The sequence below is a fragment of the Chryseobacterium camelliae genome, from assembly GCF_002770595.1.
Classification (GTDB): Bacteria; Bacteroidota; Bacteroidia; order Flavobacteriales; family Weeksellaceae; genus Chryseobacterium; species Chryseobacterium camelliae.
On sequence record NZ_CP022986.1, the window covers coordinates 1228211 to 1240928 of the forward strand.

General features: G+C 42.3%; 11 protein-coding genes. 1 reads left to right on the forward strand and 10 read right to left on the reverse strand.

What is annotated here, in order from left to right:
* Window positions 1-21: 21 nt before the first annotated feature.
* The 9 genes from CGB83_RS05570 to CGB83_RS05605 form a co-directional block, all read right to left on the reverse strand.
* A complete protein-coding gene (locus tag CGB83_RS05570; RefSeq protein ID WP_100074914.1) occupies window positions 22-507 on the reverse strand; it encodes a DUF4385 domain-containing protein in 486 nt (161 codons plus the stop codon).
* Window positions 508-546: 39 nt separating this feature from the next.
* The gene (locus CGB83_RS05575; RefSeq protein WP_100074915.1) at window positions 547-3714 is read right to left on the reverse strand and encodes an ABC transporter permease/M1 family aminopeptidase; all 3168 of its coding nucleotides are present in this window, start codon (window positions 3712-3714) and stop codon (window positions 547-549) included.
* A 2-nt stretch (window positions 3715-3716) separates the two neighbouring features.
* Window positions 3717-4583, reverse strand: coding sequence for an ABC transporter ATP-binding protein (locus CGB83_RS05580; protein WP_100074916.1), 867 nt, complete (start codon window positions 4581-4583; stop codon window positions 3717-3719).
* A gap of 163 nt (window positions 4584-4746) precedes the next feature.
* Window positions 4747-4950, reverse strand: a complete 204-nt coding sequence (locus CGB83_RS05585) for a helix-turn-helix domain-containing protein (RefSeq protein ID WP_100074917.1) — start codon at window positions 4948-4950, stop codon at window positions 4747-4749.
* A gap of 1 nt (window position 4951) precedes the next feature.
* Window positions 4952-5467, reverse strand: coding sequence for a DUF2975 domain-containing protein (locus CGB83_RS05590; protein WP_100074918.1), 516 nt, complete (start codon window positions 5465-5467; stop codon window positions 4952-4954).
* Between the two features lie 221 nt (window positions 5468-5688).
* On the reverse strand, window positions 5689-7845 hold the full coding sequence (locus CGB83_RS05595; RefSeq protein ID WP_100074919.1) for a glycoside hydrolase family 97 protein: 2157 nt from the start codon (window positions 7843-7845) through the stop codon (window positions 5689-5691).
* A gap of 170 nt (window positions 7846-8015) precedes the next feature.
* The gene (locus CGB83_RS20295) at window positions 8016-8177 is read right to left on the reverse strand and encodes a hypothetical protein (RefSeq protein ID WP_172954678.1); all 162 of its coding nucleotides are present in this window, start codon (window positions 8175-8177) and stop codon (window positions 8016-8018) included.
* Window positions 8178-8406: 229 nt separating this feature from the next.
* The gene (locus CGB83_RS05600) at window positions 8407-8742 is read right to left on the reverse strand and encodes a transposase (RefSeq protein ID WP_100077509.1); all 336 of its coding nucleotides are present in this window, start codon (window positions 8740-8742) and stop codon (window positions 8407-8409) included.
* The gene (locus CGB83_RS05605; protein ID WP_100074920.1) at window positions 8720-9178 is read right to left on the reverse strand and encodes a transposase; all 459 of its coding nucleotides are present in this window, start codon (window positions 9176-9178) and stop codon (window positions 8720-8722) included. The genes CGB83_RS05600 and CGB83_RS05605 overlap by 23 nt, the downstream gene beginning before the upstream one ends.
* A gap of 544 nt (window positions 9179-9722) precedes the next feature.
* On the opposite strand from CGB83_RS05605, the gene CGB83_RS05610 reads away from it, so the two are divergent.
* Window positions 9723-10952: a tyrosine-type recombinase/integrase gene (locus CGB83_RS05610; protein WP_100074921.1), complete on the forward strand. Its 1230-nt coding sequence runs from the start codon at window positions 9723-9725 to the stop codon at window positions 10950-10952.
* A gap of 1059 nt (window positions 10953-12011) precedes the next feature.
* Here CGB83_RS05610 and CGB83_RS05615 read toward each other — a convergent pair.
* Window positions 12012-12635: a DUF4142 domain-containing protein gene (locus CGB83_RS05615; RefSeq protein ID WP_100074922.1), complete on the reverse strand. Its 624-nt coding sequence runs from the start codon at window positions 12633-12635 to the stop codon at window positions 12012-12014.
* Window positions 12636-12718 lie beyond the last annotated feature (83 nt).

Sequence of the window (12718 nt, forward strand, 5' to 3'; positions counted from 1 at the left end):
GGGCTTCTTTATTGTAACAATTCAGCCTTTGTCTTTCTTCCACTGTTTCTTCATGTCCGCGTATCGGGGTTCTGCTTCTGCATCTTTCCACTGATCATAAAAAATGGCTGCTGCTTTGGCTTTTTCCGGGTCTCCCGTACCTCTTTCAAGCTGCTGATAATCCTTTTCTGCATCGTATTTTTTGCCGCCTTTATAATTGAAATACCGTCTTGCCCGGGTATAGCCCATCTGAAGGTATTTCCTGGCCATGTCCGCGCCCACAAAATCACCGTTTTCCAGGTAATCCATAAAAAGGCTGAAAATTTTCCGGGAACTTTCTTCGGCAATCGGTACGGTCCTGAAACGCCAGTATTGTCCGATCTCGCTTTTATAGGGTTCACAGATCAAAACGCCCTGCTCTCCTTTACCCACCCGGTACAGTTCCGGATGTAGCCTATAATCGATATCCGGCTTCCAGGGGTAACCGGCAGCATTGAAATTCAGGTAACTGGGACGTTCTTTTTTCATAGGATTGTTTTTGCAAAGGCTGTGCCTTGATTGTGTCTGTTATGGAACCATGAACAGACGGTCAATCTTTTTCCGGACCGCAGGCTCAGGACAGACGTTATAAAATTCCCTGATCAGGTCTGTGGAAACCGGCTTTTCAGGATACTGATGAAGCCGAAGGAAATTCCTGAGTGCCGTATTGACCTTTTTCTCACCGATAAGCTCACTCAGTTTCACCATGGCTACGGCTCCTTTGGAATAGGCAATATAATCATGGTCGGGACTTACCTTATCCAGAGGCTCATCACCGGACAATCCTTTTCCACGGTTGTAAATCTGTTCATGCATCTTTACTTTTTCCATCATTTCTGACTTTCCGTACATTTTTTTATACAGCATCATTTCAGTATACATGGCTAAGGTTTCCGTCAGCATAGCCGACCCTTCACGATCATCGGGATCTACCGAACTGTTCCCCCACCAGAGATGGGAAAGCTCGTGGCCGGCAAGCTCATTGATGACATCCTGGCCGAGTCCCGGGAGAATCCGAGTATGGAACAGCTTATTTTCAGGCATAAAGATTACTGAGGGGTACGATGTGGCGGCAAATCCTTCCGTAAAGGAGGATATTTCTGCAAAGCTGATGCTTTTGAAAGGATAGCGTCCGAAGTTTTCAGAACAATAGTCTAAAGTAAGCCGGGCATTTTCCAGCAGGCGGTGGACATTTTCACCATGGTCCGGATGGTACAGGATCCGGATAAGGATTCCGTTATGCATTGTTTCTTTAACGGAATATTTTGCAGAAGAAACAGCAAAACGGAAAGGTATGCCGGCAGCATGGTATTCAAAATAAGCCCTGCCCTTTTTCATGAAACTCCTCACCGGATCTCCGGTGCCAACAGCGGTCTGTCCTGCTTCTGTAGAGACCTGCATATTAAGATCAACAAAATCTTTCCTGAATACTTGCGGTGCGTTAAGTTTTTTAATGCCGGGATATTTTCCCAACCCGTATTTCCTGCGCTGGTCATCATCTGTGACTTCATAGCTTTCCTGATATCCGATAACCGGATAATACCTGCTGACCCGCATGAAGGAGCCGTTACTCAGAATGGCATTGAAAGGATCATGCCCATTCACCGGTACCGACTGATAGGCAATATCAAAGTCAAGAAATCCCGCATCTCCCGGAAGTAAAGGCTTTTTAAGATGAACGGCAGGGGTTTTTACGTTGATTTTAATGGTTTCTCCTGGCATTTTCAATACTGCCGATTCTAATTTGAGATCAGGATGAAAAGTAACCAGGATGCTGCTGATCGGGTGCCGACTGTGATTGACCAACGTATACGTTCCATGAATCCTGTATGTTTCTGAAGAAGGATACAGCATGATTTCCGTACGGACTTTTGCAATATCCGGCTGAGGGATAGTCCTGTACCTTTGGTACTGTTTTTCATAAGCAACAGCCATGCGGATATCCTCATCTTTATCTTTAGGAATATACCCGTGCAAGAAACTGACCGCACTGGAAATTCCCGCAGCCAGGATCAGCAGTCCGATGACTGAATGCCTTATATGTATTTTCCGGGTTACGATCCACCGATTGACCCTCACCAGTATCATGATGAGAGAGCCACCAAATATCAATCGCTGTGCAAATGCCAGGGCGTAAGTTCCGTACCCATTAAAATCACTGTAGACACCTTTATAATCTGAAAAGATCCTGAATACCGGAGAGGGAATCAGTATTTTTGAAACAGGGCCGGTCAATACTCCAACAGCCACTACGGATATCCCCAGCGCCACAAACCGGTTGCTGATCCGGTCATTAATAAGGAGCACCAATCCGGAAAACAGGATCAGCGGCAATGTGTTAAAAAGAATAATTCCGGCATATGCGATCCACCTGATTTTCAGGTAACTGAAGAAGATCTGGAATATCAGTGCTTCAAGAATGAGGACAGCAGTAAAAAAGAACAACAGTAAGCTTATGGAAAGCCAATGCCCGTAGGCTTTATTTTTTGTGAAGAATGCAGACTTCTCAATCACGCTGAATCCTGACAAAGAACTTCTCCAATACAGGTCATTGACAAAATAAGCCACTAACAACAGTCCTACCATATAAAAATTCTTAAGGATTACAGCCGACAGCAGTCCGGAACCGGCATACTGCTGTGGAATGCGGACGCCCTGATCAATTCCTGCATACATCTCCATTCCTATGTAAAATACGAGTAATACTGTTACCGCTACCCAGGCTACGCTTTTAAAAAGGTAAGTAAGGTCTATCCGCGCCAGTGAACCGACAGACTTCAGAGCGGAAACCATTCCGAAAGACGGCAATACGGATATGTATTCCTTAGTACGATGAAGGGGAAAGTCCTCTGCCGGAAACTGATCCTTTTTCTTTTTAAAAACCGTCAAGGAATTGGAAAACTTCCGGAATGCCAGCATCAGAAAAACTGCTGAAAGAGCAATGTACAGCATTCGGTTAGCCAGTAAGAAACCCGAACAGGAAACTATCGAAGTATTCCTCTGCAACACAGACCATGAAGCCGACCGGTAAAAATAGGCAGACAGGCCGAAAGGATCTGCCAGAGCGGATACCTGCTGTGCCCATTCAGACTGGGGCATGCTTCCTGACATAAACGGAGCATTGGAGAAGACGAGCAAGACCATATACACCACATACAGCAGGAGCCCGCCTACAATAACCAGCAGTTTTTTCCGGGACACCATCGCAATGTAAAACAGCATGCTGCAAACCAGGAATGTGTTCAGCGCCCCGAAGATCAACAACGGATACAGATAATGCCAGAGATGGAAACAGGGCTGCATTTCATTGCCTGAACGCAGCTGGTGACCGATTGCCATTCCCAGGACCAGGAGCGTAAAACTTAAAAAAGTCTGTAGAAAATAGCTCAGGAATTTCCCAGTAAGATAAGCCCTCCGGGAGAAAGGATAGGAAAACATCAGGATATCAAAACCGGAATCCCAGTCTTTGAACAGGATCCTGCCTGAATAGATCATGCCCATAAAAATTACCGACAGGCTCAGCAGCCCGGTCAGGAATCCGATGCTGTACGGAGAATTGAGGTAAATCCCCTTTCCTACTGAAAGATTAAACCGAATGCCGCAGAATATGCCTGCAAGAACCAGTAATGCAGCCACAAGATAGACTGACCAATGCCGTATAAGGCGCTGGATTTCGAAGGATAGCAAAATGTTCATTACTAAATGTTTTGGGAAAGTGTTTTGAAATAAACGTGTTCCAGCTGAGGCGTTACAGCATGGAATCCTTCAGGCTGATCTTCCGAAAAGACGGTAAGGTATAGCTTCCTGTTGATCAGCTGACGGCTGATGACCTGGTATCCGGCAGTTTCCGGTTCTTGCTGTACCAAAGATTTTGCCCATATCTTTCCATCCAGTCCGGCAATTAGCTGCTCAGGTTCTCCTGCGGTCAGAATCCGGCCACGGTCCATAACAGCCATTTCGGAACACAGGTTCCTCACATCTTCGACCAGGTGGGTGGAAAGGATGATGATGACGTCTTTGCTGATTGCATTCAGCAGGGTATTGAACCGGTTCCGTTCTCCGGGATCCAGGCCTGCGGTAGGTTCGTCGACAATGACAATCCTCGGATTTCCGAGCAATGCCTGGGCGATGCCGAAACGCTGCCGCATTCCGCCGGAAAAGGTCCGGACTTCTTTTTTCCTGAAACCGGTGAGGTTAACTTTCTCAAGAAGGCTATCTACCTGTTCATGACGTTCGGAGGTATTGCTGATTCCTTTCAGCAAGGCAATATGATGCAGGAGATCCTGTGCCGAAACTTTAGGATATACACCGAAATCCTGCGGCAGGAACCCCAGGTTCTGCTTCATATAATCCGGATTTTCCGAGATATCGGTCCCGTTCATCATCATGGTGCCGGAACTGCATTTCTGCAGTCCTGCCAGTGTTTTCATAAGCGAAGACTTTCCGGCACCATTTGGTCCCAAAAGCCCGAACATTCCGTTTCCGATCTCCAGTGACAGATCGTTGACGGCATGGAAACCGTTGCTGTATGTAACGGTCAGATGACTGATTTTTAATTGATTCATTGTGTTGGTTTTTAGGCATTACATATCCTGGCCGCATTTCCGCTGCTTCAGATAACCGTTAAAAAAGTATACAGAGGTGACGGCCGCTCCGGAAAGCCGCCACATAAGTCTGAATAACAGAATTGCCGAAAAACTCGGTTCAGGACCTGCTGCGTTTACGGCATTATTCCCGGTACTCGAGAATATCGCCCGGCTGGCAGTCCAGGATCTTGCAGATCGCTTCCAGGGTATCGAAACGGACACCCTTTGCTTTTCCGGTTTTCAGGATGGAAAGGTTAACGGGGGTGATGCCCAGCTTTTCCGCCAGCTCCTTACTCTGCATTTTTCTCCTGGCAAGCATCACGTCCAGATTGACTATAATCGGCATCTTATATAAATAGATCTTGTTCGTTTTGTAAATGGAGTCCCTGACTGAAAATATTGGCCAGAAAGAGACAGAAAATCCCCAGCATGAAATGGATGAACACCAGTCCCCAGATCACATGCTCTACTTCCACAAACCTTGCGGCAATCAGCGCGGCAGGCAGCGGGAAAAAGATGTTGTAAAGGTAGAATTTTTTCAGAACAGCGATATTCTTTTGCGTGAACAGTTTAAGTTGGAAGAACACTCTGAATACCCCGGCCGACAGCCCGAAAAATATCCCGTACGCCAACAAAACAATTAAAAATGAAAACAGAATATAGGCAGGATTATTTTCAATGGTAAACAATGAATGCCGTGCAAGAGGAGCTCCAATTTGCAGATACCGGTTATGATCATAAGAATGTACTGCAAAACCGGTCAGCAGGCATAACGCAGAATACAGGAATATCAGCATATACCCCGCCGATAGCAGCATACACAGGTAATAGAGGATTCTGGAAATAATTTTGGTCTGGTTCATCAGATAAGTATTACCCTGCAAATATATAATTAATTATCGTAAAACAATAATTAATTATACCAAATTTTTAATTTTAAATCATCAGCAGAAAAAAAACTTCCATACAATGACAATCAAACATGCAAAAAACCAGAAATTACTATGACGGCTGCTATAATCCTTCAATCTTTAAATTCTTCAATCTTTAAATCTTTAAATATTAAATCTTTAAATTTTTCAGTCTACCGCCTTAGCTTCACAGACATCGCAAAACCACCGCTTCTTGCCATATTGATTTTAATTTTCGATTTGCTGGTAACCGTCTTTTTGTAAATATGGTAGCTTTGCGGATTGTTGATGTAGTCTGCATCTTTACCGTCTTCGTATACCGTTACTTCATATTTCCTGCCTTTGTCCAGGAATGAGAAATCAACCGTATAATCCCGCCTGTTCTCATCGGTGATGCCGCCTACAAACCAGTTCTCCGTGCCTTTTGCCTTCCTGGCGGTGATGATATAATCGCCCGGTTCGGCGGATAAAATCTTTGTATCATCCCAGTCTGCGGCCACATCTTTGATGAACTGGAAAGCATCCATATGCTTCTGATAGTTTTCCGGTAAATCTGCAGCCATCTGGAGCGGCATATACATCACCACATACAGAGCCAGCTGCTTGGCCAGGGTAGTCTTCACAAAACGTTTGTCCCCCGGGAAGTAATAATCCAGCTTCGTCTGGAAAATCCCCGGCGTGTAATCCATAGAACCTCCGATCCATCTGGTGAATGGAAGAATAGTCTGATGGTCCGGATTATTGCCCCTGAATGCTTCATGTTCGGTTCCTCTGGCAGCTTCGGCTGAGATCCAGTTCGGATACGTCCTGCTCTCCCCGCCCGGACGAACGGATTCGTGGGAATTCACCATGATTTTGTATTCATTGGCTTTTTCAGCGATGCGGTAATAGTGGTTGACCATCCATTGGGAATTATGATGTTCCCCTCTCGAGATAATGTCACCCACATAGCCGGTTTTTACAGCATCATAACCATAATCGTTCATCAGTTTAAAAGCTTTATCCGCCCATCGCTCATAATTCGTTGCAGAACCGGAAGTTTCGTGGTGCATGATCAGCTTAATGCCTTTGGAATGGGCATAGTCATTCAGCATTGTAAGATCGAAATCGGGATATGGGGTGATGAAATCGAAGACAAATTCTTTGTTATGCCCTACCCAGTCTTCCCAGCCTACATTCCATCCTTCTATCAGGAGGCCGCCGAAACCATTGGCCGCCGCAAAGTCAATGTATTCTTTCACTTTCGTATTATTGGCCCCATGTTTTCCATTTGGTGTCAGCTTGCTGAAATCGGTTTCCCCGATATGGACATTTTCTGCAGTAGAATACTTCCACTGGGATTTGCCAATGATCATTTCCCACCATACGCCCATGTATTTCGTAGGATGGATATAAGAAGTATCTTTATATTTGGTCGGTTCGTTCAGATTGAACATCATTTTGGAAGCCAGCACCTCTTCTGCTTTCGGGGAAACGATAATCGTCCTCCACGGCGATACGGTTGAAGTCTGCATATAGCCTTTGGCTCCCTGTCCGTCAGGAGTAAGATGGGTTTTAAACTTAAAATTGACCGCATCCACTTCAAGGTTGGAAGCCGGGTAATCCAACACTGCCGCTTCTCCGATATTGATGTACAGCGGATATTTTCCTTCTTTTTTCAGCATCAGCGGCGACTGGACGGCATTCCTGATCAGTGCTTGGGAGGAATGGGGATCATGGCCCTGGTCCCAACGCGCCGGGATTTCAGACACCAGAGTCGTCTGCGGCTGGTATTCCTGGGAATCGTAATCGCCAACGATCCACCAGGCTTTCATATCGGTTGGGAAATCGATTTCAGAATCCTCTTCACGGATCACAAAATAGTTCAGATTTTTCTGCTCCGGAAATTCATACCTGAATCCCAATCCGTCATTGAACAGCCTGAATTTAACCATCATATCCCGGTCAGTTGCATCCTGGTGCAGGGTAACCGCCAGTTCATTATAATGGTTGATGTAGCTTTTCTTCTCGCCCAGTACCGGTTGCCAGCTTTCATTTTTGGAATTCCGGTTCTCAGCTTTTTTAGTGAATCCATTATTCAGATCGAATGTAGCATCTTCCGGCTTCGCAATGTCAGAGGCAAACTTAACAGCGGTATCTTTAAACAACCTCAGCCCAAGCTTTGATTCTTCCACGACCACTGCTCCGTTGTATTTCAGGTTGTAATACGGGATTCCCTGCTTCAGCTGGAAGTTCATTTCAAACTTCCCATCCGGCGACTGCAACGTCTGGGCATGAATGCCTGCAGATATAACGGAACACAGCAGTGCTCCCAGGATTAATTTTTTCATAATGATGATTTGGTGCTGTAAAATAAACAAAGTTTTGCCTTCCCGCAATGATTGCAGTCTGAAGCAGCCATACAACTTAGAATACCCACTGCCAAAAATAGTATATACACTGAAATACAAGCATAAAAAAAGCTACTCAAAAGTAGCTGTTAAATGGTATGCGTATGAAATTAGAATAAAGAATTCTGCTTCAGGCTTCCGGATGCACCTTTAGGCAGGAAAACTACTTTCCTGTTCAGCATTTTGGCTTTTTCAAGTACTGCCAATGCTTTCTGACGTTCGATCGCTTTATTCGTGTGTGTAGGGTTATCCCATTGTGTAGAAGTGCTCATAATCAATAATTTTTTTAGTGTTAATGTGTTAAACAGCCACAAACTGCTTATGATTGATTTAGCATAAAATGGGCCAATTCTGAACAAAATCTCAATTAAATCATTAATGTTCATTAAGTTTTGTTCAATAACGTATTATTCTACCTGCAACCCGCTCTCCACTGAAATGGAAGACGAGGTAATGCATTCAGTTATCTGCACGTCCGATACCGCACATCAGCGTATCTGATCAACTGATAATTTCATTTAAGAACAGTTTTTTCCACCTGGTTACACTATTTCTGCTTAGTTTAAAATGCCTGGCCAGCTGACTGTTGTTCAGCCGGTTCTTTTTCTGGTACTCCAGCATTTCACAAATAGTCTTCTTATCATAGGATTTGAGTTTCTGGTCAAAACGCGAATCGGCATGTCCTTTTTTACCGCATATAATCTGTTCCAGCCTGATAATATCCATGATGTCAATTGTCTTTTTTTTGAGTATATTACTACATAGAGGAGCTTTTTCAGGATATTTTATGGTAAGCATATCCATATAGATTCTTTTATAATTGGGTAATGTTTTCATTTTTTCCATTATTTTTATTTTGTTTGCTGATCCATTTATACAGAGTGGTCTTAGGAATCTTATATTGCTGTATGATTTCCGGTTTGGTTTTCTTTCCTGTTCTGATCAATTCCAAAATGAAATCTATAATTTCCTTGGTGTAAATGTTTTTCCTGAAAACCGGAAGCAAGCTTGATCTGTTTTTCATGAGATCTCTTTTTTCCGGTCCGGGAGGGGCATAGAGTATCAGATGTTGTGTGTAAAGCCTGAAAAAATCATATTCCAGAAGTTTGCTCCAGCGAAGGAGAAGGTCTGTATCTAATGACGGCGCCTTATACATCTCGGAAATCTGAGCTTCCGTACAATGGATAAATTTGCAGATCCGGTATGATTTAATTTCGCTTTCCGCGACTTTTTTTTCAATCAGGCTTCCGATGTGAATGTTTTTGAAATTCATGGGTTATTTGTATTTATTGACAGAATATTTCTTCCTGTTTTGATTTTTAATAATAAGCCTGCCCTGCATTATGGTCAGATATATGATAATCTTGCACTATGCTATTTGATCGTTATTATATCAGATAATAACCATGGACGGTGTGGATATAATCTTTTCCAATTTGAATGTGAAACAAATATCAGGGAACTATGAAAATAGTTGTGACAGATTTTTCCACATGGATAACATCAGATCCATTTTATAAAGTCCTGCATTAGTCTTTTACAGACTAATAAAAAATTCACCTTTCTATGCCTTAGTATATTATGCTACAAACAATTCTTAATACAGTAACAAAAGTCCCAATTTGTGCATATCATTAAAATTTATATCATTTATTAAATAATATCATTAATAATAATAAATATTTATATTACAATATTTTACTAATATACACTTGACCAGTATTATTTAATTATTATCTTTGTTATGTTAGTCTGTAAAAGACTAATTATTTGTACTATTTTTGGGATTGTTAAGTAAAATTTTTAATTCTTCATCTATGATTTTTTTTTATTTTTTGTCCCAAAAAGCGGTAGCTTTTAACAATCCCATATACCTCTCTATTGCTTTACATCACAAAATTTCTTACCGGCTTAAACTCCCTTTCACCATTGCATTAAAAGATTGGGATCCTGAGAAACAGCGTCCCGTAAATATTTATTCCAAAAAGCATAAAGAGCTCAATATTCTGCTTAACAGAATCAAAATCCACCTTGCGGAATACCTGCAGGACAAGCCTGGAATCTCCAGTAAAGAAATCTCGGAGGAAATCAAAAAAATATGTTCTGAAAAAACAACTGCCTATCCTGAAGGCTCATTTCTTTTTATGATGTCTTCCTACCTTGAAGCCAAAAAAGAAAGTCTTTGCCTTTCTACTTACAGAAGATATGTGGTATTTCTCCGGATGATGGAAAAATTCGAAGGATTTATAGGCCGGAATATCATTACCGAAGAAGTAGATTCTACCCTGATCAGGCAGTTTTATACCTTCGGAAAAATGGAAGAATATACGGAAAGCACCCTGAACAGAACAGCAGAATTCATCAAAACCATCCTTAATTTCGCTGAACGGCAAGGCATTATCACCCAGGTAAGACAGCTCGAAATCCCTAAGCTCAAAACGGTAAGACGAATACTTGTCCTGGATGAAAAGGAAATTGTAAAAATCCGTAAAACAGCTGTTCCCACGGAGCTCAAAAGAGCTAAGGACTGGCTTCTGATCAGCTGTTACACCGGTCAGAGAATCTCGGATTTTATGCGTTTTAATACAGGACAGCTGATCAAAATCGATCATAAGCCGTGCATCTCATTCATCCAGCAGAAGACCGGAAAAGAAATCATCCTTCCCTTGCATCCTGAAGTCCTGAAGATCATGAAGAAATACGGCGGGACATTTCCCCAAGCCATAGAAAAGGCTGTGTACAACGTCCAGATTAAGGAAGTGGCATTGCTTGCAGGAATCAATGAACCGGTCAAAATGCGAAAAAGGAAAGGCTTCAGAGGAAAGGAAACCTGTGCAGAGAAATGGGAAAATATCAGCAGCCACATCGGCAGAAGGAGTTTTGCGTCCAATTTCTACGGAAAAATCCCGACTCCCCTGCTGATGCAGGCCACAGGCCACAGCACAGAGCAGATGTTTCTCAACTATATCAATCCAATACATCATTCCAGAATCGTTTCACTAGCGGAATATTTTGACCGGCTTTACAACGAGAGAGCAGGCTCATAGATATAGATTAAACACGTTGTTCTTCACGCATTCAAAAAATCGTATTTTTTGAAACTTATAATATTTTTGATTTCTCGCAGATCGACAGATCGTATAGCTTTTTTCATGCATTTAAAAATCGTAGATTTTTAAAACTCATGTGCTCTAAATGTTTCCAAAGCAGGCTTCTTAAGATTCTCATGTGTCAAAAATTGTGCAGCCTGTTATAATACAGGATCATCAAAACCACCACGTCAAAAATTCTTTGAATTCTCGCCATCCGAGGGAGGTGAATTCCCCAGATGCTATTTCCCAAAACCGCAAAGATTTTACATACGCACAAAAATCGTAGATTTTTAAACTCATGTGTTCTGACTGTTTTCAAAGCTGTACGCTTCATAATTCTTAAGTGTCAAAAACTTTTGTGACTGTTATGGTTTTTACCTTTCGCAGATCATCAGATCACACAGATTTTTACGCATTTAAAAACCGTAGATTTTTAAAAACTAATGTGCTCTAAATGTTTTCAAAGCAGGCTTCTTAAGATTCTCATGTGTCAAAAATTGTGCAGACTGTTATAATCCAGGATCATCAAAACCACCAAGTCAAAAATTATTTGAATTCTCGCCATCCGAGGGAGGGGAATTTTCCCAGGTGCTATTTCCCAAAACCGCAAAGAATTTACATACGCACAAAAATCGTAGATTTTTAAACTCATGTGTTCTGACTGTTTTCAAAGCTGTACGCTTCATAATTCTTAAGTGTCAAAAACTCTTGTGACTGTTGTGGTTTTTACCTTTCGCAGATCGTCAGATCACACAGATTTTACGCATCTTAAAAACCGTAGGTTTTTAAAATCTTATGTGTTCTGACTGTTTTCAAAGCAGGATTCTTAAGATTCTCATGTGTCAAAAAATTATTGTGGCTTTTGCGGCTTGAAATCTCACTCAAACCCTCCCACCCTCTCAATCTATAACTACAAAATCATCCCACTCTGTTAATCTACCATCCCAAACCCTGCAATTCTCAAACAAAAAAATCCCGCTTTTCAGCAGGATTTCAAACATTATTAGGTTGCAATTATTTTACAGCTTTTTGTGCTTTCTCAGATTCCATAAGGTGATGTTCCAGTGTCGGAAGTGTTTTGCTTGCGAAAGATTTCAGCGATGCATCAGAACCGTCGGAAGCTTCTTTCTTGAAGTTCGCGATGGTTGTCTGGTGATCAGTAACCATCATATCTGCATACATACGGTCGAATTCCGCACCTTTCTTCATTTTCAATGCATCGTATTTTTTCTGCATATCGGCATCTAAAGCTGTTGGAAGAGAATATCCAGCTTTGGAGGCCCATGCTTTCAGCTCATCGTTAGCTTTGGTATGATCTGTTACCATCATTTGCCCCAGTGATTTTACGGTAGCATTGGTCGCATTGGTCGATGCCAATTGTCCTGCCATCACTTCCATCATTCCGCCCATGGCTGCAGCATCAGCGAATTTCTTATCCTGGTCGTTCAGGTTGCTCTTAGCATTGGCATCCATATTGCCGGACATGGCGGTTGAATCTGTACCTGTATTCATCATTCCTGAATCAGCAGGTGTGGACATTGCCGTACTGTCTGCGGACGTATCCGTTGCTGTGGTTTCATTTTTCTTACACGCTACCATAGCTGCAACAGCTAAAATAGCTAAAATTGAGTTTTTCATATTGTATATCATTTAAGAGGTTGTAAAATGGTCGGCAATACGCGATTGCTTCATCTATGGTAACAATTTATTTGCCAAAGTGT

Coding starts and splice junctions, on each gene's coding strand:
- CGB83_RS05570 (WP_100074914.1), bottom strand. CDS start 507: ATGAAAAAAGAACGTCCCAGTTACCTGAATTTCAATGCTGCCGGTTAC.
- CGB83_RS05575 (WP_100074915.1), bottom strand. CDS start 3,714: ATGAACATTTTGCTATCCTTCGAAATCCAGCGCCTTATACGGCATTGG.
- CGB83_RS05580 (WP_100074916.1), bottom strand. CDS start 4,583: ATGAATCAATTAAAAATCAGTCATCTGACCGTTACATACAGCAACGGT.
- CGB83_RS05585 (WP_100074917.1), bottom strand. CDS start 4,950: ATGCCGATTATAGTCAATCTGGACGTGATGCTTGCCAGGAGAAAAATG.
- CGB83_RS05590 (WP_100074918.1), bottom strand. CDS start 5,467: ATGAACCAGACCAAAATTATTTCCAGAATCCTCTATTACCTGTGTATG.
- CGB83_RS05595 (WP_100074919.1), bottom strand. CDS start 7,845: ATGAAAAAATTAATCCTGGGAGCACTGCTGTGTTCCGTTATATCTGCA.
- CGB83_RS20295 (WP_172954678.1), bottom strand. CDS start 8,177: ATGAGCACTTCTACACAATGGGATAACCCTACACACACGAATAAAGCG.
- CGB83_RS05600 (WP_100077509.1), bottom strand. CDS start 8,742: ATGAAAACATTACCCAATTATAAAAGAATCTATATGGATATGCTTACC.
- CGB83_RS05605 (WP_100074920.1), bottom strand. CDS start 9,178: ATGAATTTCAAAAACATTCACATCGGAAGCCTGATTGAAAAAAAAGTC.
- CGB83_RS05610 (WP_100074921.1), top strand. CDS start 9,723: ATGATTTTTTTTTATTTTTTGTCCCAAAAAGCGGTAGCTTTTAACAAT.
- CGB83_RS05615 (WP_100074922.1), bottom strand. CDS start 12,635: ATGAAAAACTCAATTTTAGCTATTTTAGCTGTTGCAGCTATGGTAGCG.